The organism is Pseudomonas sp. 86_A, assembly GCF_017491705.1.
GTDB classification, from domain to species: Bacteria; Pseudomonadota; Gammaproteobacteria; order Pseudomonadales; family Pseudomonadaceae; genus Aquipseudomonas; species Aquipseudomonas koreensis.
The window spans coordinates 115,476-137,758 of sequence record NZ_JAFGYS010000017.1 but is presented as its reverse complement, the minus strand read 5'-3'; the positions used below and the strand labels follow the sequence as shown (position 1 = coordinate 137,758).

Annotated in this window: 20 protein-coding genes; 10 read left to right on the top strand and 10 right to left on the bottom strand. The window is 61.7% G+C overall.

Translation table 11 applies throughout. The annotated features are described in order from the left end of the window. On the bottom strand, positions 1–483 hold a 483-nt coding region (locus tag J5M57_RS24415), incomplete at its 3' end, for a GFA family protein (protein WP_207872014.1). A gap of 209 nt (positions 484–692) precedes the next feature. Here J5M57_RS24415 and J5M57_RS24410 point away from each other — a divergent pair. The 3 genes from J5M57_RS24410 to J5M57_RS24400 all read left to right on the top strand — a co-directional run bounded on the left by J5M57_RS24410 (position 693) and on the right by J5M57_RS24400 (position 3,898). Next, complete coding sequence (locus J5M57_RS24410) at positions 693–1,577, top strand: LysR substrate-binding domain-containing protein (RefSeq protein WP_207849271.1); 885 nt, start codon at positions 693–695, stop codon at positions 1,575–1,577. Positions 1,578–1,676: 99 nt separating this feature from the next. Continuing rightward, entirely contained in the window at positions 1,677–2,798 is a 1,122-nt protein-coding gene (gene aguA, locus J5M57_RS24405; protein ID WP_064587148.1) for an agmatine deiminase, read from the top strand. Positions 2,799–2,800: 2 nt separating this feature from the next. Continuing rightward, entirely contained in the window at positions 2,801–3,898 is a 1,098-nt protein-coding gene (locus J5M57_RS24400) for an extracellular solute-binding protein (RefSeq protein ID WP_207849272.1), read from the top strand. A gap of 85 nt (positions 3,899–3,983) precedes the next feature. On the opposite strand, the gene J5M57_RS24395 is transcribed toward J5M57_RS24400, so the two are convergent. Both J5M57_RS24395 and J5M57_RS24390 read right to left on the bottom strand, forming a co-directional pair. Beyond that, entirely contained in the window at positions 3,984–4,613 is a 630-nt protein-coding gene (locus J5M57_RS24395; protein ID WP_207849273.1) for a DNA-3-methyladenine glycosylase, read from the bottom strand. 43 nt (positions 4,614–4,656) lie between these two features. Next, a complete protein-coding gene (locus tag J5M57_RS24390; RefSeq protein ID WP_207849274.1) occupies positions 4,657–5,739 on the bottom strand; it encodes a bifunctional transcriptional activator/DNA repair protein Ada in 1,083 nt (360 codons plus the stop codon). 177 nt (positions 5,740–5,916) lie between these two features. Here J5M57_RS24390 and J5M57_RS24385 point away from each other — a divergent pair, with 177 nt between their 5' ends. Beyond that, a complete protein-coding gene (locus J5M57_RS24385; protein ID WP_083366204.1) occupies positions 5,917–6,330 on the top strand; it encodes a VOC family protein in 414 nt (137 codons plus the stop codon). Here J5M57_RS24385 and J5M57_RS24380 read toward each other — a convergent pair. Continuing rightward, positions 6,327–6,947, bottom strand: coding sequence for a LysE family translocator (locus tag J5M57_RS24380; RefSeq protein ID WP_207849275.1), 621 nt, complete (start codon positions 6,945–6,947; stop codon positions 6,327–6,329). The two genes, J5M57_RS24385 and J5M57_RS24380, sit on opposite strands and share 4 nt — an antisense overlap. A gap of 275 nt (positions 6,948–7,222) precedes the next feature. On the opposite strand from J5M57_RS24380, the gene J5M57_RS24375 reads away from it, so the two are divergent. Continuing rightward, the gene (locus J5M57_RS24375; protein ID WP_083366202.1) at positions 7,223–7,837 is read left to right on the top strand and encodes a biliverdin-producing heme oxygenase; all 615 of its coding nucleotides are present in this window, start codon (positions 7,223–7,225) and stop codon (positions 7,835–7,837) included. Further along, a complete protein-coding gene (locus tag J5M57_RS24370; RefSeq protein WP_207849276.1) occupies positions 7,834–10,080 on the top strand; it encodes an ATP-binding protein in 2,247 nt (748 codons plus the stop codon). Before J5M57_RS24375 ends, J5M57_RS24370 begins: the two co-directional genes overlap by 4 nt. Positions 10,081–10,139: 59 nt before the next feature. Here the strand turns inward: J5M57_RS24370 and J5M57_RS24365 are convergent, their stop codons facing one another. Next, positions 10,140–13,766: a hypothetical protein gene (locus J5M57_RS24365; protein WP_207872012.1), complete on the bottom strand. Its 3,627-nt coding sequence runs from the start codon at positions 13,764–13,766 to the stop codon at positions 10,140–10,142. A 298-nt stretch (positions 13,767–14,064) separates the two neighbouring features. On the opposite strand from J5M57_RS24365, the gene J5M57_RS24360 reads away from it, so the two are divergent. Further along, complete coding sequence (locus J5M57_RS24360) at positions 14,065–14,652, top strand: LysE family translocator (RefSeq protein ID WP_207849278.1); 588 nt, start codon at positions 14,065–14,067, stop codon at positions 14,650–14,652. A 7-nt stretch (positions 14,653–14,659) separates the two neighbouring features. On the opposite strand, the gene J5M57_RS24355 is transcribed toward J5M57_RS24360, so the two are convergent. From J5M57_RS24355 to J5M57_RS24335, 5 genes are all read right to left on the bottom strand, one after another. Continuing rightward, positions 14,660–15,418: a type 1 glutamine amidotransferase domain-containing protein gene (locus tag J5M57_RS24355; RefSeq protein ID WP_207849279.1), complete on the bottom strand. Its 759-nt coding sequence runs from the start codon at positions 15,416–15,418 to the stop codon at positions 14,660–14,662. Positions 15,419–15,477: 59 nt separating this feature from the next. Then, entirely contained in the window at positions 15,478–16,311 is an 834-nt protein-coding gene (locus J5M57_RS24350; protein WP_207849280.1) for an AraC family transcriptional regulator, read from the bottom strand. A 35-nt stretch (positions 16,312–16,346) separates the two neighbouring features. Continuing rightward, positions 16,347–16,850, bottom strand: a complete 504-nt coding sequence (locus J5M57_RS24345; protein ID WP_207849281.1) for a VOC family protein — start codon at positions 16,848–16,850, stop codon at positions 16,347–16,349. 138 nt (positions 16,851–16,988) lie between these two features. Further along, complete coding sequence (locus J5M57_RS24340; RefSeq protein ID WP_207849282.1) at positions 16,989–17,669, bottom strand: class I SAM-dependent methyltransferase; 681 nt, start codon at positions 17,667–17,669, stop codon at positions 16,989–16,991. Between the two features lie 262 nt (positions 17,670–17,931). Continuing rightward, complete coding sequence (locus J5M57_RS24335) at positions 17,932–18,762, bottom strand: alpha/beta hydrolase (RefSeq protein ID WP_207849283.1); 831 nt, start codon at positions 18,760–18,762, stop codon at positions 17,932–17,934. A 244-nt stretch (positions 18,763–19,006) separates the two neighbouring features. On the opposite strand from J5M57_RS24335, the gene J5M57_RS24330 reads away from it, so the two are divergent. The 3 genes from J5M57_RS24330 to J5M57_RS24320 are packed head-to-tail and all read left to right on the top strand — an operon-like array spanning position 19,007 to position 22,225. Further along, positions 19,007–19,462 (top strand): (2Fe-2S)-binding protein, encoded by a 456-nt coding sequence (locus tag J5M57_RS24330; RefSeq protein ID WP_064587175.1) that lies wholly within the window; start codon positions 19,007–19,009, stop codon positions 19,460–19,462. A gap of 20 nt (positions 19,463–19,482) precedes the next feature. Next, a complete protein-coding gene (locus J5M57_RS24325; protein ID WP_207849284.1) occupies positions 19,483–21,645 on the top strand; it encodes a xanthine dehydrogenase family protein molybdopterin-binding subunit in 2,163 nt (720 codons plus the stop codon). Position 21,646: 1 nt separating this feature from the next. Then, positions 21,647–22,225 carry a hypothetical protein gene (locus J5M57_RS24320; protein WP_207849285.1) on the top strand — a complete coding sequence of 193 codons (579 nt, stop codon included), beginning with the start codon at positions 21,647–21,649 and terminating at the stop codon, positions 22,223–22,225. Positions 22,226–22,283: the final 58 nt, after the last annotated feature.

Here is a 22,283-nt window from a genome sequence, read left to right as displayed (position 1 = left end):
CCCCAACCCCAACCGCTCATGCCACTGCGCAATCGACTCCTCGGGATACACCGCAAACTGCTTGTCCTTGGGTTTCGCATCCACCTCAACCCAAGGCGCCTTCGAACCCAGCATCAAATGCGTATGCTCCGGCGGCACCGGCAGCGGCGTATCGATGGCCGAAGCGAACGGGTGAATCAGCTCCGGCCATTCCGGGCTGAACAACCACAAACCACTGCCGCACTGCGAGCAGAAATGCCGTTCGGCGGTGCTGCGATGGGCACGCTTTTCGCCTTCTTCCTTAAGCTTCGCGTGGTAGATGCTGATGTGCTTGCGACCCTGGACTTTCAGACTGGCCGCGTCGCCGCCGAGGTTGATCGCGTAACCGCCACCGCCCTGGGTCTTGCGGCAGATCGAGCAGTAGCAGCGTTGATAAGGATAGGGGTGAGCGCTGGTCAGGCTGAAGGTGACAGCGCCGCAGTGGCAAGAGCCTTCGAGGTGCATGAGCGGCCTCCTGTTGGCTGAAGGGGTGCGGTTGAGCCTAGAAGATTTTGCAGTGTTTGTTCTGGTGCCATCGCGAGCAGGCTCACTCCTACAATTGGAATGCATTTCAATTGTAGGAGTGAGCCTGCTCGCGATGAACGATAACTCGGTCGCACTGGACGCCCACCGCCAGCCCGGTCAGCATGTCCTAAAAAAAGGCACCCCAACCCATGCGAAGACTCCCCTCACTGGCCGCCCTGCGAACCTTCGAATGCGCCGCCCGCCACGCGCATTTCGGCCGGGCCGCCGCCGAGCTGTGTGTCACCGACAGCGCGGTCAGCCACCAGATCCGGCAGCTCGAAGAGCAACTGGGTGTCGCGCTGTTCATCCGCGAAGGCCGGCAGATCCGCCCGACCATCGCCGCCGGACGCCTGATGCAGAGCCTGCAGCAGGCCTTCGAACTGATCGGCGAAGCCTGTGATGAGCTGCGCGATCCGTCGTCGCTTGCGGTATTGCGCCTGGCGGTCACCGCAGAACTGGCGCAAAAGTGGCTGATGAACCGCCTCACCGATTTCTATGTGCGCTATCCGCACATCACCCTGCATCTGTACGAGCAACCGATCGACGCCAGCGCACCGGGTGAAGACATTGACCTGGCGATCACCTATGGCACTGGCCCGGTGGACAGCAGTGCCTACTTCGTGCGGCCGCTGCCGGCGCTGCAATTCTTCCCGGTGTGCAGCCCCGGGCTGTTCAACCAGGGCAACCTGAAGACGCCCAAAGACCTGGCGCGTCATTGCCTGCTGCACGACGATCAGGACGGCAAGACCTGGACCGCGTGGCTGACCAGCCACGCCGGTGACCTGCGCCCGCAGCGCCAGTTGTATTTCGCCCATGCCGGGTTGGCGCTGGAAGCGGCGGCGCAAGGGCAGGGCGTGGCCATGGGGGACAACCTGACGGCGCAAGAGGATTTGCTCAGCGGGCGGCTGGTGCGGCCATTCACCTCGAGCATGACCGCGCTCGGCCAGTACGCGCTGGTCTGCGAACGGCTGCGCCTGGAGCGGCCGGCGGTGGTGCAGATGCTTGAATGGTTCAACGATCAACTGGCCGATTGATGAATTGAATTCAACGGTTCCGAAATAATCATCGTTGGCGGGCCGACCGCCCTCGACCGTAGCCTGTGGTCATTCCCAACCCCAAGACGAGGTTTGACCATGGCACGTTTGCTCGACTCCACCCCCAAACACGACGGCTTCCGTCTGCCCGGCGAATTCGAACGCAAGTCCGGTTGCTGGCTCGGCTGGCCGGAGCGCACCGACGTCTGGCGCAACGGCGCCAAGCCGGCGCAGAAAGTCTGGGTGCAGATCGTCACCGCCATCTCGCACAGCGAACCGGTCACCGTCTGCGCCTCCGCCGCGCAGTTCGCCACTGCCCGTCGCCAGTTGCCGCCGCAAGTGCGCGTGGTGGAGATGACCTGCAACGACACCTGGTTCCGCGACAGTGGCCCGTGCTTTGTGGTGAACGATGAAAGCGGCGAAGTGCGCGGCGTCGACTTCGAGTTCAATGCCTACGGCGGCCTCGACGGTGGCCTCTATTACCCGTGGGACAAGGACGACCAGATCGCCAGCAAGATCCTCGAAATCGAACGCTTCGACCGCTACCGCGCGCCGCTGATTGCCGAACTCGGCGGCATCCAGAGCGACGGTCAGGGCAGCATCCTCACCACCGAACAATGCCTGCTCAACCGCAATCGCAACCAGCACCTGGGCAAGGACGAAGTCACCCGGCGCCTGACCGATTACCTCGGCGCCGAACAGGTGATCTGGCTGCCCCGGGGCTGCAAGTTCGACGAAACCGACGGCCATGTCGACGACCTCGCGTGCTTCGTGCGCCCCGGCGAAGTGGTGCTGCAGTGGACCGACAACCGTGATGATCCGCAATGGGAAATCTATCAGGAGGCCTACGACATCCTGCGCAGCACCCGCGACAGCCGTGGGCGCGAGTTGATCGTGCACAAGCTGCCGCAGCCGGACGTGCTGGAGTGGACCGCCGAAGAAGCCGAAGGCCTCGATCAGCAGGACAGCACCCATACCCGTCAGGCCGGGACCAAAATCTGCGCGTCGTACATCAACTACTACGCTGGCAATAGCTCGATCGTGGTGCCGCTGTTTGGTGATCGCAACGACCAGGTGGCCCTGGCGACCCTCGCTGAACTGTTCCCGCAGCACAAGATCGTCGGCATCGAAAACTCCCGGGAAATCCTCCTCGGTGGCGGCAACGTCGCGTGCATCACCATGCCGCAATACGCCGGCACGCCTGACAAGAAGGGGGTGTAATGATGGGCCTGCACAAACTGACTCAAGCGTTATTGCTGGTGCTTGCACCCCTGTGTGTGCAGGCCGCCGACACCGCCAAACCGGTGGTCAATCTGTATATCTGGGGCGAGTACCTGGCCCCGGATACGCTGAAGAATTTCGAAGCGAAAACCGGTATTCACGTGGTCGCCGATCACTTCGATTCGCTGGAAACCGTGGAGACCAAACTGCTCACCGGTCGCAGCGGCTATGACCTGGTGCTGACCGCCGGCCAGCATCTGTCGCGAGCGATCGAAAGCGGCGCGATCCAGCCGCTGGACAAGGCCCAAGTGCCGCACTTCGCCGGGGTCGGCGAGGAGTTTCGCCAGCACATGGCGGTGTTCGATCCGGGCAACCGTTACGCCGGGATCTACGCCTGGGGCACCACCGGCGTGGGTTATCAGGAACAGGCGATCAAACAGCGTCTGGCGAATCCGCCGACCGACAGCTGGGCGATGCTGTTCGACCCGGCAGTGGTATCGAAATTTGCCGATTGCGGGGTGAGTCTGCTCAACGACCCGAACGAAGTGTTCGCGGCGGTCATGAAATACATGGGCCTGGACATCAACCGGCAGAACCTCGACGACCTGAAACTCGCCGAGCAGCAACTGGCAAAGATCCGCCCGTACATCCGCTACTTCGACAACGACCTGAACATCAGCGATCTGGCCAATGGCAACACCTGCGTGGCGATGTCGTGGAACGGCAACGTGGCGATTGCGGCGGGGCAGGCGCAGGCGGCGAACAAGCCGTTCAAGCTCAGTTACCGCATCCCGAAAGAAGGCACGCTGATCTGGTTTGATGCGATGGTCATTCCCAAGGATGCACCGCATCCGCAGGCCGGGCTGGCCTTGATGGATTACCTGATGACCCCCGAGGTGATCGCGCCGATCACCGACACCATCCATTACGCCAACGCGATCACGGCGGCGGACGGGTTGGTGGATGCGTCGATCCGCAATGATCCGGGGACGTACCCGTCCGAGGCGGTGCGGGCTTCGCTGTACAGCAAGAATGACAATGGCAAGGCGTTCAACCGGGCGTTGATTCGGGCGTTCAGCAAGTTGAAGTCAGGCCTGTGATTTGAGAACACCTTCCCCCGTAGGAGCTGCCGCAGGCTGCGATCTTTTGAAAGCAAGATCAAAAGATCGCAGCCTGCGGCAGCTCCTACAGGGGGATCAGCGGTTTGGGTACGCGCCACAGATACCACGCCGCCACCGTTCGATACGGGCTCCACGCCAAGCCGATCTCGATCATCTGCTTGCGCGTCGGCTGCTGCGCCAGCCCCTTCAATCGCCGATAGCCCTCGCGTACGCCAAAGTCGTCCGCCGGCAAAATATCCATGCGCTCCAGGCTGTAAATCAGCAGCATCTCCACTGTCCAGCGGCCCACCCCGCGCAGGCTGACCAGGCGCTCGATCAACGCCTCGTCGTCCATTGCCAGCGCCGTAGGGTAATCCGGCACCACGCCGTCCAGCGTCGCCTGGGCGATGCCCTGAATCGTCGCAATCTTGCCCGCCGAAAACCCACAGCCGCGCAAGTGCTCGAAGCTGCTCGCCAGAATCTGCTCCGGCCGGGGGAAGGTCTGCTCGGGAAACAACGCCACCAGACGCCCGACAATCGCGTCCCCGGCCTTGGCATGCAGTTGCTGATAGGCGATCGCCCGCACCAGCGATTCGTACGGATCACGCGCCGGGTGCGGTTGATGCAGGCAAGGGCCGACGGCGCTGATATGGCGCTGCCAGTGGTCGTCGAGTGCGGACAGATGCGCGCTCGCCGCTTGATAGCACTCAGTCATGTTCTTTCAGCAAGCATCGCAACCCTTTGATTGGAGAACATCGTCAAAACGCCAGTTGCCGGGTGATCTGCACTGCAGCGCTTTCCAGCCGCAGGAGAAACGCCTTGCGCGGCTGTCCGCCACCATAACCGGTCAGCGAGCCATCCGCACCGATCACCCGATGGCACGGCACCACGATCGACAGCCGATTGTGCCCGTTGGCCAGGCCCACGGCGCGACTGGCGCCGGGTTTGCCCAGGCGTGCCGCGAGGGCGCCGTAAGTGGTGGTGTGGCCGTAGGGGATCTGCCGCAGTTCGGCCCAGACCTGACAGTCGAACGCGCTGCCGGGCAGGTGCAAGGCGACGCCGAATGCGCTGAGCTTGCCGGCGAAATACGCCGCCAGTTCAGTTTCGATCTGCTGCAGATGCGCGTTGTGCCCGGGGGCGACCACATAGCCATGACGGGTCTGTAATGCCTCGACCTCGCGGGTCAGCGCCGGCCGATCAAGAAACTCCAGCAGCACCAGCCCACGACGTTCGGCCATGGCGATCATCGGCCCCAACGGCGTGGTCAGGCGGGTGAACAGCAGCGGTTCGGTGGTGGCCGCGCGCCCCGGAGTGATGTGAAACGACTTCTGGAACGCATCGCGAAAACCGCTGAGCGATTCATAGCCTGAGTCGAACGCCGCATGATCAATCGAGGCGCCTTGGCGGATCCCGCCCAGCGCGATGCCGAGCCGGCGGGTGCGCAGCCACGCGTGGAAGGTCATGCCGAAATGCTGTTTGAACCAGCGCCGCAGCTTCAGCGGTTCGATGCCCTCGGCCAGCAACTGGGCGTCGCTCCAGCGCATTTCAGGATCGGCGTCGACGGCGCTGAGCAGACGCTGCACCCATTCGGGGGCGATGGCCGCGGCGTCCAGCGGTTTGCAGCGCAGACAGGCGCGATAACCGGCCGACAAGCACTCATCGGCATGGGCGAAGAATTCGACGTTTTCCGGTTTTGGCTTGCGCGCCGTGCAGCTGGGACGGCAGAAGATCCCGGTAGTTTTCACAGCCGTGAAGAACACCCCCTCGTAGGCGGTGTCGCGTTCGAGCATGGCGCGAACCATTTCGGCGTGGGGCGGCAGGGGGGCGGTTTGTATGTTCATGGCCAGAGCGTAAATCCAGATTCCCGATGGCTCCACCGAAAAATCGACAGTGAATTTCCAAATGCCCTGAACTACCGTGTAGGAGCTGCCGCAGGCTGCGATCTTTTGATCTTGTTTCAAAATCAAAGGCAAAAGATCGCAGCCTGCGGCAGCTCCTACAGTTGAGGGATTGAGTTCATGCCACCGTTCATCATTCAGCACATCGATCACATCGTCCTGCGCGTCGCGGACCTGCAACGCAGTATCGACTTCTACGAGCGGGTCTTCGGCGCCGCAGTGGTCAAACACAACGAGAAACTGGGGCTGGTGCACCTGCGCGCCGGCAGCTCAATGATCGACCTTGTCGACCTGCAGGGTGAGCTGGGCAAGAAGGGCGGCGGGGCGGCCGGAACCGAGCGGCGCAACGTCGATCACTTTTGCCTGCGCATCGAGCCGTTCGATGAAGCTGCGCTGGTCAACCATCTGCACTCCTGCGGACTGAGCGTTGAAAAAGCCGCCAGACGCTTCGGCGCCGAGGGCTACGGCCTGTCGCTGTACTGCTTCGACCCGGACGGCAATCAGGTCGAACTCAAAGGCCCTTCCGAGGCTTAAGCGCGTTTCGCCATCAACAGCACCGAAGCCGCCGCCGACAGCAACCCCGCGCAGCAACGGTTGAAGATCCGCTTGCCGCGTGGCTCGGCGAACCAGCGGCGCATGTGCAGGCCCATCCACGCATAGGCGCCGATGGCGATCCATTCCAGCAGCAGGAACAGCGCGCCGAGCACGGCGAATTGCGCCGGTACTGGGCGGCTCGGATCGACGAATTGCGGCAGAAACGCGGTGAACAGCAGGATCGCTTTCGGATTGCCCGCCGCCACCAGAAACTCCTGGCGGGCCAGGGCGAAGAAACCGACGGCCGCCCCCGTCACCTGATGCTCGGCGTCGGGATTGGCCCGCCACAGTTGCCACGCCAGATACAACAGGTAGGCCGCGCCGACGATCTTGATGGCGTGGAATAGCCATTCCGAGGTCTGCAGCACCACCGACAGCCCCGCACCGGCAAGGGCGATCATCCCGGCGAACGCCAGAATCCGCCCGACACCGGCCGCGCAGGCACGGCGATAGCCGTAACGGGTGGCATTGCTCACCGACAGCAGGTTGTTCGGGCCAGGCGCCATGTTCAGGGCGAAACAGGCCGGGAGAAACAGCGAAAGCGTGGCGAGGTCCATGGCGGCGCTCCAGAAACGTGAAGAATCTTTTTTATCACAGCCTTCGGGGCACGCGACCCGTACAGTCACTCGGTGCTGTCACGGTACAGCGTTGTCGTGCGCTGACGACCGCGTCGAACTTTTCCGATTCGCCGGAACTCTGAAAAGTCAGAAGGCCATGGTTTCGTCAGAAAAAACTGTGTGCCAAGTCAGAAAAAGGCGATTGCCGTGTAATATTCGTCAGACGCTGCACACACCCTGCCGGCCCCGAAGCGGCCCCACCAAGAGCGATCTACATGCAAGCAAAGGCCCGTGAAGTCTATGTGCCACCGGTGCTGCAAGATCTGCGTGCCGGCACTGCCGAACTGCACATCGCACTGGAAAAACGCCTTCCTTTTTTCACCGATCAGCTCGATACCGACGCCTTCCAACGGTTGATGCAGGCCTATTACGGGTTTTACCGACCACTGGAAACCGCGTTGCTCGAGAGCGCGCGCATCCCCACCGATTTCGATCTCACTCCGCGCCTCAAGACTCCTATCCTGCAACGCGACTTGTGCAAGCTGGGCGAGTCGGTTCGGACGCTGGAGCAGTTGCCGATCTGTCAGCATTTGCCCGTCATCGATTCCAGCGCCGCGTGCCTGGGTGTGTTGTACGTGCTCGAAGGCGCGACGCTGGGCGGGCAGATCCTGCGCCGGGAGATCGCCACGCGCCTGGGCCTGAACGCAGACAACGGTGCGGCATTCCTCGATGTCTACGGTGCCGCCACCGGCCGTCGCTGGCGCGATTTCATTGAATACCTGGGCGCTCGCCCGATGGACGTTGACGAGCGCGCGGCCGTTGTCGCCGCCGCCCAAACCACATTCAGCTGTTTCGAGCGCTGGCTCGAAAGCCGGGAGGTACTGGCATGACCCCGCAAGACCAAGAAGCCTTTGAAGAACTGCTGGCCAACTGTGCCGACGAACCGATCCGCTTTCCCGGGGCGATTCAGCCTCATGGCCTGTTGCTGACACTGAGCGAGCCTGCGCTGGAGATCATCCAGGTCAGTGCCAACGTCGAGACGCTGCTGGCCCGTCCAGCACTGGAGCTGATCGGCCAGCCGCTGCACAGTCTGCTCGGCGAGGCTCACGCCGGTGCGGTGCGCGAGGCCTTGCAGCAACCGTCATTCTCCGACTCGGGGCCGCTGCATTTGCGCCTCAACGGTACCGCGTTCGAAGGCCTGCTGCACCGGCATCAGGGCGTGTTGATTCTGGAACTGGAAATCCACGTCGAGAACTTTCAGCCGCGTAACGTCGCCGGTAACCAGACCCATCTGGGGCGGATGCTCCAGCGCCTGCAAGCGGCCACCACGCTGCAGGCGTTGTACGACATCAGCGTCAAGGAAATCCAGGCCATGACCGGTTACGACCGGGTGCTGATCTACCGCTTCGAAGAGGAGGGCCACGGTCAGGTCATCGCCGAGGCGACTGCGCCGTCGATGGAAGTGTTCAACGGCCTGTTCTTCCCGGCTTCGGACATCCCCGAGCAGGCCCGCGAGCTGTACCGCACCAACTGGCTGCGGATCATCCCTGACGCCGATTACCAGCCAGTGCCGCTGGTGCCCAAGCTGCGCCCGGATACGCAAACACCGCTGGACCTGAGTTTTGCCACGCTGCGCAGCGTCTCGCCAATTCACTGCCAGTACATGAAAAACATGGGCGTGCTGTCGTCGATGAGCATTTCGCTGCTCAAGGGCGACAAGTTGTGGGGCCTGATCAGTTGCGGCAATCGCCAGCCGCTGCACGTGCCGCATGAACTGCGCACGGCCTGTCAAACCATCGGACAAGTACTGTCGCTGCAAATCAGTGCGATGGAGGCGCTGGAAATCAGCCGCCAGCGTGAGGAAAAAGTCGAGGCGCTGGCACTGCTCAATCAGGCGATGATCGACTCGCCACAAAACGTTTTTGATGGGCTGGCGCAACATCCACAAGTGCTCATGGCGCTGGCCGGCGCCGGCGGCATCGCGATCATCGAAGACAAGCAATTGCACCGTTACGGCAATTGCCCGGAACCGGACGATATTCGCGCCCTTCACAGGTGGCTGCAGGAGGGCGGTGAGCCGGTGTTCGCCAGCCATAACCTGACGACGGTCTACCCGCCCGCCGCGCAGTTTCAGTCAGTGGCCAGCGGTGTGCTCGCCATGAGCCTGCCCAAACCGGTGGACAACGGCGTGCTGTGGTTCCGCCCCGAGGTGAAGGAAAACATCAATTGGAGTGGCGATCCGAACAAGCCGCTGGCCATGGAAAACTCCGACGCCGGCCTGCGCTTGCGCCCGCGCACCTCGTTCGAAATCTGGAAAGTCGAGATGGCCGGGATCTCCATCAAGTGGAGCCACGGCGATTTGTTCGCGGCCAATGATCTGCGTCGTTCCGCGCTGGAAAACGATCTGGCCCGCCAGGTGCGCCGTGAGCAGGAAGCGGTGCGCGCCCGCGATGAGCTGGTGGCAGTGGTCTCCCACGACCTGCGCAACCCGATGACCGTGATTTCGATGCTCTGCGGCATGATGCAGAAGGCCTTCAGCTCCGACGGGCCACATACCTCGCGGCGTATTTCCACGGCCATCGACACCATGCAGCAGGCCGCCGGCCGTATGAACACCTTGCTGGAAGATTTGCTCGATACCTCGAAAATCGATGCCGGGCGCTACAGCATCTCCCCGCAGACGCTGGACGTCGGGCAAATGTTCGAGGAAACCCAGTCGCTGCTCGGACCGCTGGCGCTGGACAAGGACATCAGCATCTCGTTCGAAGCCGATCCCGACCTGAAGATCCATGCCGACCCGGAGCGCTTGTTTCAGGTGCTGTCGAACCTGATCGGCAACGCCATCAAGTTCACCCCGCGCAAAGGTTCGGTGGGCGTGTTGGCGAAGTCTGACGGCAAAGACATCGTGTTCACCGTGCGTGACACCGGCGAAGGCATTCCCAAGGAAAACCTGGCGCGCGTGTTTGATCGTTACTGGACGGTGAAGGAGGGGAATCCGACCGGAACCGGACTCGGTTTGTACATCACCCAAGGCATCGTCGAGGCCCACGGCGGGCGGATCGAGGCCAGCAGTGAGTTGGGTGAGGGCACGGAGTTTCGGTTTACGGTGCCGGCGATGGTGGTGGGGGAGTGAAAGAAATCCGCGCCCTTTCATTCAGGGCGCGGGGTTACGTGGCCTTACCGCAATAACGATTAACCCAGATCGCTCAATAATAGAAATACATGTTTCGGCATCGGTTTGAATTGGTTGTTACGCAGCTGACTGATCGCGTAAACGGCGCTGGCGGTACGTCCGTTTCCATCGCCGAAGCCCTGGAAACCTGCGATGGCGGCAAGCAGGTGCTTGTCAAAGTGCTGATGCGCTGCGTCCAGGGTTTTCAAGTGCTGATCGAGCAACGCGAAACCGGTGGCGCTGCTGCCATATTTGGTGGGAGCGCCGGCCTGACGGGCGGAGCCGGCCAATTCAGGCACCAGTCGTGCGTGAATTTCCTTGATGACGCGTGAGTCGAGTAACGACTTTTTGTTGTTGGTGAACTCGCGCAGGACGGCCAGGATATTTTCAAAGTCATTGCCTGCGGAGGTAGAGCCTTTCAACATCCACGCAGCGGCGCGCTGGGAGTTGTCGATCAAACCTTCAGGGTTGAACGAGGATTCGGGCATGACATCACTGTAGGGGGCTTTTCCGAGATCTTTGGCCAGCACAGTTCGCTGATGGTTTTTCAGATAGATGATTTTTTTGGCATCGAGCTCGGCCACGACACCCAATGTTTGCGCATAGTCTCGTGCCCCTGTGGTGAAGTGCGTGCCATTGAATCGGGCAGGTTTGCCTTCAATGAACGTTCTCAGTAGATCGTTCACGGCTGTGGAACCAATCGATGACTCAAGGTCCTGAACCGAACGCAAGGGAATGGCTGCCTCTCTGACACTGTTATTGAACAGGTGCTCAAGTTCGGACACCGACGCATCCTTCGGTATGGAAATATTTTTTTCACTCAATCGCGTCACAATCTGCTCGAGCGTTTCGAGCGTGTCATCCTTGAACAACGCCCGGGCATGGGCCACCGTGGGCAGCGTCATGCGTATCTGCGCGGCAGCGCCGGTCTCGCTCAACGCCTTGACCAGGTCATACGAACCACTGCTGCTGTGGGTCAAACGACGCAACTGACCGGCCCCCAGTTGAGTGACCGACAGACCGTAATGACCGAGTTTGAAAGCGCCTTTGCCAAGCAGTTTTGCACCGCCCTGAAGCAGTTGCGGGACCCCGTCCAGCGGGTTGAACAGCGACAGCACAAAACGCCCGCCAACCTTGCTCAGATCGAGCAGTCTGGCACTGCTGTTCAGTGCCTTGGCGAACGTGCCGGCGGCGCCGACAAAGGCAAACAGCAGCAGGGTCGCGTCCATCACGCAGCCGAACAGTGCGCTGCTGCGGCGGTCTTGTCTGCCGGATGCCAGGCCTTCGACGCACTCCTTGAACGGAATGATGATGTTCAGAATCGTCTCGAATGCCTGCTCCCATCGCTCGTTGCTGGCTTCAATCGCGGTCTTGTCGTAACCCATGGCGTAGAACGCGTTGTAGGGCAGCGGTGGATTGTGTTTGACCACTTGTTCGGCGATCGCCTGGAAGCGCGGGCTTGCAAAACTCTGCATCGGGCTGCGTTGGTAACGGATGACGTCCGCCTTTTCAAACTGGGCAAAGCGCTCCAGCACAAAATCATGCGGTTGCGGATTTGCGCGGCTGTCCAGCGCCTTGCCGTTGAAATAGGCCGGGTCCATGGACGCCTCGTGCAGGACGATGTCCGATCTGAATTGCGTAGTGTCCTCCTGCCACAGGGACCGTTCGTTGAATTGAGGGATCAGGGCCTGGTTCTCCCGGCACACGCCCAGCAGCGGGAACAGTTCGTAGGCACGGATGTCGTCATTGATTTTGCTGAGCATGACCACACCGTAGGGCGCGGTGACGTCAGTCTCGCTGCGAATCAGCCCCTCGGACCTGATCGGACGAACCCGGATCACCCGGTACAACGCCAGATGCCCTTGCTCGATGGCGACACGATCGGCCACCTGGCTTTGCATCAACGCGAGGCGCGTTAACGTGGCAACGCCTGTCTGATGGAGCAGGTATTGGCGGTCGATTTCTCGGGCGAATAACGTATTGGCAGGTTCCAGGCGTTGCAGCCTTTCGGTCCAGTCATTGTTGTAGGCACTCAATCTGCGCGCCAGATACACATCCAGCAGGGACTCGGCCTGGCCGCTCACGTCTCGAATGCTGGCCTCGGGGTTCAACCCGACGCCCTCTATCGCAGTCCTGGCCAGCGCCCGGCGACTGACCGGAGGCGTCGCGATGTTCTTCAAGGCTTCGCTCATTTGCCCCTGGAAGCTGTTGTAGCGAGCCAGCGCCTGCTCAACAAGCATCTGCGTCGGCAGATCTTCGGTGGCGTCCGGCTCGAGCCCGTTGATCGCGTGCCAGACCAGAATGCAGCGGGTCATGATCACGTCATGCAGCGCCCGCTGGGCGGGGCTGACCGGAGCGGTGGCGCCCCGTGTCTTCAGGCTTTCATAAGTCATACGGCGCGATAGCCCCGGCGCAACGCTTTCGGCGAGCAGGACCGATTTGCGCAGCATCACCCAGCCACACGACCCCAGTTGCAGGTTCGGCGGTGTGACGACCAGAAACTCAGGGGCCAGGCCGGCGAAAATCAGTTGCAACGCCAGGGGGGCGCTGGTGGGTTGCACACCGTACGAGTTGACGACGATATCGGTGAATTCTTCGATGATCTCGTTGCGGGTGGCCTGCACATAGCGCGGCGCGTACACGTGAAACGAATGGTAGAACTGACGTTTGCTCGCGTCGGCCAGACCGAAGTCGAGCAGGATCGCGGCAACCAGCAAGGCGCTGCGCTGATGGTGCGTCAGGTTGGATTGCGCGGCTGACGCTTGCGGGTTCATGGCGTGCACACACGCCAGGGCAAAAGCCTCGGCCTGTGGTGTGTCGACCAGCAGCGCCCAGCTCGCCTCAGGGTCTTCCTGCAGAAAGGCTCTGGAAAGGGTATGACTTTCAAACAGGGCATCGGCCAGATAATCGAGCAGGGTTTTCGGTGTGGAGCCATTGTTGCCGACAGATTGCGCAATGCACTGGCGTACAACGGCATAGTGATCGCTACTGATTGCCAGTTCCGGCTCGCCGACGGCGTTCGAGACGCCCCAGTAGTTGCCATAGCTGGAAGGATCCGGAAGTTGAAGTTTCAGGAAGTTGACCAGATCGGCAATGCCTTGAATGTTCTCAGGGATCTCCAGTTGATGAAACGACAACCAGTTGTTTAATGGAATGTAATGGCTTGAGGAAACAACTCCGCCGGTAAGTTTTGTGACAGTTGATAGTTGTTTTAAGGTGTCGCTTGAATCGGGAATGGCGTGAGTGACGGTATCGGTGACGTCCGCGAACTCAAAGCGCGGCACCGCATTGTCCGTGATCTCCGTTTGCAGCAGTTTTCCGTCTTGGGTGAGCAGAAAGAAATCGTCCTCGCCCAGCCCGAATGGACCGGCAAGCTGCATGAATTCGGGGCGCCTGACCAGTTGGCGAAACACGGTTCTGCAGGAACGGTGGGCTTGCTCGAACTCGCTGTCTTCAATCAGGCTGACCAGAATTTGACTGATATCCGCGCGATCGTCTGCACGCTCGGTGATAGTCGACGCTGGCGAGTCTGACAACTCGTAGAGCGAAGACAATGTATCGGCAATGGCCAGGCGTTCCCGGGTCGATGCAGATAAGGGCAAAGGCTTGAACAGGTTAATTGAATTATTCATGTGGGCAAGCATCATCCGTGACAAGTTATGGGTTGAACTAAGTTAAGGGTGTTCGTTATGGCGGCGCGACTATATCAAGTGAAAAAGAGTGGTCGGTTTATGCTTGGTTTCAAACTGTGTTCAAGTTCGCCGAGTGCGCTGGACAAGTGCGGGTTATCGATGTTGGCTATTTGTTAGTTGATGTGAGTGTTGTACGGGCGGCGTGCTCGCCAGCGACGAGTGGAGTTCGTTCGGGGGTAGTTTTCTTCAATACTCGGTGAACAGGCTGGCATTAACGTGCGTCATGTTCCTTTTCATTTGAAGCAGGTGTGCGATGAGTCTGATTGTTTCCATGGCGGCGTTTGCATTGGTGGCCTCGATAACGCCGGGGCCGGTGAATATCGTCGCGTTGAGTTCCGGCGCGCAGTATGGCTTTCGCGCCAGCCAGCGGCATGTAGCGGGGGCGACGCTGGGCTTTGTGTTGCTCTTGGTGCTGATGGGCCTGGGCCTGCATGAAGTGCTGACGCTGTGGCCGTTCATGACCCGGGTGGTGCAACTGGCCGGCGTGGCGTTCCTGTTATTCATGGCCTGGAAACTGGCCGCCGATGACGGTCAGTTGCGCGCAGAAGTTTCAGGACGCGCACCGTCGATGCTGTACGGCGCGGTGATGCAATGGCTCAACCCGAAGGCCTGGCTGGCCTGCGTGGCGGGGATGGGCGCGTTTGTCGCCGATGGCGAGGCGCGGCTGGTCTGGCAGTTCGCGGCGGTGTATCTGGTGATCTGTTATCTGTCGGTGGGCTGCTGGGTGTATGCCGGGACGTTTTTGCGCGGCTATCTGGCTAATCCGGCGGGGATGCGCCTGTTCAACCGGGTCATGGCTTTGTTGCTGGCGGCGAGTGCGGGTTATCTGTTGTTGCCTTGATGGCCGGTTACTTCGCCAATCTGTTCTGCAACAGGGCGACCCATTCGGCGGCGAATCGATGGCAATCGCCGGGCCAGCGTGCCGTGAGCAACTGGCCGTCACGCACGACAAAACCGCGCTGCGGCGACTGCGCGCTGTCACGTTTGGCGATCAGGGGGCCGCGCACAAAGTCGGACTTTCGCGACAGCGCGGCGCTGACTTCCGCCTCCACGGTTTGCCCATACGTGCGGAAGTAACGCCCCAGCCACGGCGCGGTCATCAACCATGCCGGCAACTCCATGGTCGCCGCCAGAAGCGCTGTCACCCTGCGCCCGAACAACACTGAACGGCCGGTGTCGGGGTCGAGGGTACGCGCCAGTAACAGCACGCCATGACACACCGCGGCCACCGGTTTTTCAGCCTTGAAAAACTGCAGCGCGATGTCTCGGGCCTGCGCCGATTCCAGCAGGCTGCGCATGCCTTTGGCATGACCACCGGGAATCAGCAAGCCGTCGAACTGATTCGGGTCGACATCGGCATACGCCAGCGGCTGGCGAAACGCCGCGCTTTCAATCATCTGCGCGTAACTGCGCAGATCGGCCTTGCGCGTCATCAGCATCGAATTCAAGGGCCCGAAGCCAATGCTCACCAACCGGGCGTCGGCATAGGCGGCCAGGCCTTGCGGCGTGGCAAACCGTGTCTCGATGCCGGCGTCACGCAACGCCTGCCACGGCACGCTGCTTTCGGTCGGGTCGTAATCGGCGGATGGCAAAAGAATCAGGATCATCCAGGGCAAACTCCCGGGCCGCAGAGGGCGGTTGATCTGCAGCGTAGTCGGTTTACCTGTCAGCCGCGATATTGGCCGGGTGTCGCCGCCAGGTGCTGTTTGAACACCCGCTGAAAATGCGCCTGATCGGCAAACCCGGCTTCCAGCGCGACGTCGGCGATCAACTGCCCGCTGCGCAAACGCTCGCGGGCGAACTGGATGCGTTGGTTGATCACGAAGGCATGCGGGGTCATGCCGTAATGCTGTTTGAACGCGCGGATCAGGTACGACGGCGATAACTGCGCCGCCGAGCAGATGTCGTCCAGGCTCAGCAGATCGGTGCAGTGCTCGCGGATGAAATCGGCGGCGCGCTCGAGTTTGCAGTTCGGCTCGCGCAGCGCATGTGCGGCCGGGTTCAGGCGCCCTTGCAACTCGCTGAAAAATTCCACCGTCATGCTCTGTTTGCGCAGCACATCCTGCTGCTCATCGACCAGGGTGGCGTACAGCGCCTGCAGGTCGCGGAACAGCCTGGGGTCATTCAGGTGGGTGCTGGAAAAACGCCGAAACTCAAGCTCGGCGCTGAACCCCAACTGATGCTGCAAATCCGTCAGCCACGGCGTTTCCACGTACAGCATCAGGTACGACCAGGGCTGGTCATCGATCGGATTGCAGGCATGCACATCGCCCGGATTCATCAGCACCACGGTGCCGGCCGCGACCTCGAACTGAGCGTGTTCATGCACATAAATGCTGCGCCCGGCAGTGATCGCCCCGATGGAAAAATGCGCATGAGAATGCCGGGCGTAGCAGACCTCACGGCCATCGGCGATGGCCCGCGCCTCGATGAAGGGCAGGGCGTCGTCACGCCAGAAGCGCGGGGCTTTTTCAGGGTGTTTGGCGGCAGCGTGTTTCATCGTTGTTGTTCCCGGCAGGCCAGATCCGGAGTGTATTAGCTCTGGCCGGCAAAGGCCCGCTCCAGTTCGGCGATGTCGAGTTTTTTCATCTTCAACAGGGCCTGCATCGCCCGTTGCGACTTGCTGGTGTCGGCGTCCTGCATCATGTGCATCAACGCCACCGGCACGATCTGCCACGACACCCCGAACTTGTCCTTGAGCCAGCCGCATTGCTGGGCCTCCACCGGGCCACCGGCGGACAGGTTGCCCCAGAAGTGGTCGATTTCCTCCTGATTCTGGCAGTTGACCTGAAACGAGATCGCCTCGCTGAACTTGAACATCGGCCCGCCATTGAGGCCGGTGAAGCTGTGGCCATCGAGCTCGAAACTGACGGTCATCACCGCGCCTTCCGGCTTGCCGTGAAATTCCTGGCCGACCTTGCTGTAGTGGGTCAGGCCGGTGATTTTCGAGTGATCGAAGATCGAGCAGTAAAACGTCGCCGCCGCTTCGGCCTGATCATCGAACCACAGGCACGGCGTAATTTTCTGGAAGCGTTGCATGGCAGTCATCCTCGGCAGGTTAGACGGGCTGGATTAACAGCGTAGTCAGTCCCTGGTCGAGTGGCGGTGCCGTAGATCGACAAGTGCGACCGCCCCCCTGCATGTGTGTCGCCTGACCGAGAGCCATCGCGAGCAGGCTCACTCCTGCAAGGGGCGCCGCTCGGCGATCATCAGCAACGACTGCGGCACCGCGCTTTGCGGATGCTGCGGTTCCTGCAGGCCCGTCAGCCTGAACCCCGCCATGTCCAGGGCATTCAGCCAACTCGACAGCGTGCGGAAATACCACGGCATCGGCTGCCACTGGCCCTTGAACCCGGCGAAGGATTCTTCGCGCCAGCCGTCCTGATAATCGCCTGCGGCTACCGCCCACGGATGCAGGGTCTGGATGACCAAAGCACCGCCGGGAATCAACAACGCATTCATCGCCGCGAGCAGCGCAATGATGTCCTGATGCAGCAGCGAGAAATTGGCGCAGATCAGCTCGTAATCGCGGCCGATATCGACGCTGGCCTCGACCAGCGCTTCGTAACTGGCAACGTGCACATTGGCCGAACCGGCGGCGCGTGCCGCCTCCACCAGCGTCGCATCGCCATCGACGCCCGCCGCCTCAATGCCGCGATCCGCCAGCGCCCGCAACAACCAGCCTTCACCGCAACCGAGGTCGAGCACGCGTTGCGGTTGACGCCCCATGATCGCCAGCAGGATCGCCTGATCGGTGACCTGCTGACGGCTTTCGATGGCGCCGCTGCGGATCACCTCGATCCAGGCATCCGCATTGGTGTGCCAGCTGTGCAGGAGGGTGGATTCGGGGGAGGGCATGTCGGCGTCCGAAATGAAGGGTGGATGAATGCAGTATGGACTGCGCCAGACGAGGTCGAAATCAACGTCGGTTCGCTGGATGGGCTGAACCAGTGCCAACCCGCTTATGAACTCTGGACTGTTTGCCGCGAGGCTTGCCAGCGATGAGTCTGTCACATCCACAATGGATGTTGCCTGACCCAACGCCATCGCTGGCAAGCCAGCTCTCACAATGAACGGTGGTGCCCGCACCGCTCTCAGCACGCAACCTGCTACAGGCGCTTCAACCGCTAATAAAGGCCAGCAGGTCCGCATTGATCGTATCGGCTTCGGTGGTCGGCATCCCGTGCGGGAACCCCGGATACGACTTCAGCGTGCCATTTGGCAGCAGCTTCGCCGACAAAGGCCCCGAGTTCGCGTACGGCACAATCTGATCATCCTCGCCATGCATCACCAGCACCGGTACGGTGACCTTCTTCAGGTCTTCGGTGAAATCGGTCTGTGAGAACGCGACGATCCCGTCGTAATGCGCCTTGGCTCCGCCGATCATGCCCTGGCGCCACCAATTGCCGATGATCCCTTCCGAAGGCTTGGCCCCGGGCCGGTTGTAGCCATAGAACGGACCGCTGGGAATATCGCGATAGAACTGCGCCCGATTCGCCGCCAACTGCGCCTGAAAGTCATCGAACACCGATTTTGGCAGACCACCGGGATTGCTCTCGGTCTTGACCATCAGCGGCGGCACCGCGCTGATCAGCACGCCTTTGGCCACGTTGTCCTGGCCGTGGCGGGCGATGTAATGGATGACCTCGCCGCCGCCGGTGGAGTGGCCGACATGCACCACGTTCTTCACCCCCAGGTGTTTGACCACCGCCAGCGCATCGTCGGCGTAGTGGTCCATGTCGTGACCGTCCCAGACCTGGCTCGAGCGCCCGTGGCCCCGGCGATCATGGGCGATTACCCGAAAGCCTTGGCCGAGAAAGAACAGCATCTGCGCATCCCAATCATCCGAGCTGAGCGGCCAGCCGTGGTGGAAGTGGATCACCGGGGCGTCTTTCGGGCCCCAGTCCTTGTAGAAAATCTCGACGCCGTCGTTGGTGGTGACATATCCCATGTTCGCGACTCCTGACCAATGTGAGGGGTGACCGCGCTCGTCGGTGGTGATGACTCGGGGAGCGCCGTTAGCAACCGTAGGATTAAAGTCGACATTTTTGCGACAGGGCATGACCGATGGTCGCCACGTCTGGCTTGCGGCGCAAATTAGGCTTTGCTGAAAGGGATAAGCGCGAGGCGCGCACAGGCTTTGCCGGCCGTAGCGACGCCCCTTCAGAACACCGTGAGGCTGAGGAAATTCCCCGATGCTGACCTTGAATATCAATGGCAAGGATCAGGAACTCGATGTGCCGGCCGACATGCCGCTGCTCTGGGTCCTGCGTGATGTGGCGCACCTGACCGGTACCAAATTCGGCTGTGGCATGGCCCAGTGCGGGGCCTGCACCGTGCACGTTGACGGCGCGCCACTGCGGGCGTGCATCACGCCCGCCAGCGCTGTGGCCAACGGCCAGAAAATCCTCACCATCGAAGGCCTGTCCACGGACGGCTCGCACCCGGTGCAACAGGCCTGGGCCGAACTCGATGTGGTGCAGTGCGGTTACTGCCAGTCCGGGCAGATCATGTCGGCCGCCGCACTGCTGGCGAAAATCCCCAAACCCACCGACAGCGATATCGATCAGGCGCTCTCCGGCAATATCTGCCGCTGCGGCACCTATCCAAGAATTCGCGCAGCGGTCAAACGTGCGTCCGAGATCGGTTGAACCGGGTGGGGAGAGAGACGATGAACAGTCCTGTATCGCGTCGCGGGTTTCTCAAGGGCAGTGCCGTGTTGGGCGGCGGCCTGGTGGTGGCGTTTGTCGTGCCCGGTGCCCATCGGTTTGCCCGGGCGGCGGAGAATGAAGGCAAGGTCTTTGCGCCCAATGCGTTCTTGCGCATTGCTGCGGACAACAGCGTGACGGTGCTGCTCGGGCATTCGGAAATGGGCCAGGGCATCTGGACCGGCCTGACCATGCTGATTGCCGAAGAGCTGGATGCCGACTGGTCGACAATCCGCGTCGAACACTCGCCGGCCTCGGCGGCCGATTACGGCATGCCGGCGTTTGGCGGGATGCAGATCACGGGCGGTTCAACGTCGACCTGGATGGAGTTCGACCGTTATCGGCTCGCGGGGGCCACGGCGCGGCAGATGCTGGTGGAAGCGGCGGCCAAGCGCTTCAATGTCGCAGCGTCGACGATTCGCACCGAGTCGGGCGTGGTCATCGCCGGCGATAAACGCGCGACGTACGGCGAACTGGCCGACGCCGCCGGGCAATTGCCGGTGCCGGATCCGAAGTCGATCACCTTCAAGGAGGCCAAGGACTGGAAAGTCATCGGCAAGCCGACCAAGCGTCTGGACACCCCGGAGAAAATCACCGGCCGCGCCAGGTTCGGCATGGACGTGCAGTTCGAAGGTTTGATGACCGCGATGGTCGCGCGGGCGCCGGTGTTCGGCGCCACGGTCAAATCCTTCGAAGGCGCCGGGGCGCTGGCGGTGCCCGGCGTGCACAAGGTGGTGCAGGTGCCGACCGGGGTCGCGGTGATCGCCGAGCATTATTGGGCGGCCAAGCTGGGCCGCGATGCCTTGAAAGTCGATTGGGACATGGGGCCGAACGCGGACCTGAGCAGCCAGGGCCTGCTCGACAGCTTTCGCAAACTGGCGGCGACCCCGGGCACGTCGGCCGCGCAGGCCGGGGACGCCAAGGGTAACTTCGATAAAGCGGCGAAGAAAATCGACGTCGAGTACAGCGTGCCGTATCTGGCCCATGCGCCGATGGAGCCGCTCAACTGCACGGTGAAGATCAGCGCCGAGAAGTGTGAAATCTGGACCGGCACGCAGTTCCAGACCCTCGACCAGATGATCGCCGGCAAGATCACCGGGCTCAAACCCGAGCAGGTGGAAATTCATACCGAGTTTCTCGGTGGCGGGTTCGGGCGTCGGGCCAATCCGACTTCAGACTTTGTCGCCGAAGCAGTGCAAGTGGCGAAAGCCGCCGGCGCGCCGGTGAAAACCGTGTGGTCCCGTGAGGATGACATCCGTGGCGGCTATTACCGTTCGATGTTCCTGCATCAGGCGCGGATCGGCCTGGACGGGCAGGGCCTGCCGCTGAGCTGGCAGCATGTGCTGGTCGGCCAGTCGATCATGACCGGCACGCTGCTGGAAGCGACCATGGTCAAGAACGGCATCGACCCGACCTCGGTTGAAGGCGTGGCCGACAGCCCGTATCTCAAGGGCCTGGCTCATCAGCAGGTCGAGCTGCATTCACCGCAGACCGGGATCAATGTGCTGTGGCTGCGTTCGGTGGGGCATAGCCACACCGCGTTTGTCATGGAGTCGCTGATCGATGAAATGGCGGCAGCGGCGGGCAAGGACCCGGTGGAATATCGACGGACGCTGCTCAAGGAGCATCCACGCCACCTCGGCGTGCTGAATCTGGCAGTAGAGAAGGCCAACTGGAGCGCGCCACTGCCGGACGGGCACGCCTTGGGTGTGGCGGTGCATGAGTCGTTTGGCAGTTATGTGGCGCAGGTGGCCGAGGTGTCGCAGGACAATCTGGCGATCCGGGTGCACCGTGTGGTGTGCGCAGTGGACTGCGGGATAGCGGTCAACCCGCAGAGCATCGCGGCACAGATGGAATCGTGCATAACCTTCGGCCTGGGCATGGCGCTGCACAGCAAGCTGACGGTGAAGAACGGCATGGTCGCGCAGTCCAACTATCACGATTATCAGGTGCTGCGGCTCAACGAGATGCCGCTGGTCGAAGTGCACATCGTGCCCAGCAGCGACAAACCCGGAGGCATCGGCGAGGCCGGTGTGCCGCCCACCGCGCCGGCGGTGGCCAATGCGCTGTATGCGCTGACCGGGCAGCGCTTGCGTGAACTGCCACTGCAATTGTCGGGGGTGTGAGATGAAACGACATCTGCTGTTGGGCACGGTGATTTTGCTGGGGCTGGGCGGTTACGCTTCGGAGCTGTTCGCCGATGATCAAGAGGCGCTCAAGGCGTTTGGCACGGTGCAGAAGGTGTTCCAGAGTCCGCGCTGCCAGAACTGCCACATTCCCGGTGATTCGCCGCTGCAGTTCGACGCCGGAATCCCGCACGCCATGAACGTGGTGCGCGGCATGGACGGCAAGGGCGCCGCCGGTCTGCCCTGCGGCACTTGCCATGCCGAGAGCAATCCACCGGCCAGTTACGGCCCCCACGCACCTCCGGGGGCGCCGCACTGGAGCCTGCCGCCTGCCGCGCACAAGATGGCCTGGATCGGCCTGCCGCCCGACAAATTGTGCGCAATGATCAAGGATCGCTCGAGCAACGGCGATCGTGATTTCGCCGCGCTGATCAAGCACGTCAGCGATGACAAACTGGTGCTGTGGGGCTGGAACCCCGGGGCAGGGCGCGCGCCGGTGCCGGTGCCGCATGACATTTTTGTCGCGCAGTTCAAGCTTTGGGCTGATGCCGGCGGGCCGTGTCCGGTCGCGGGCGGATGAGTGTGTGAGTCGCTGGCAAATCAGGCTACTCTAGCGGTCATTGACCTCGATGGAGTGC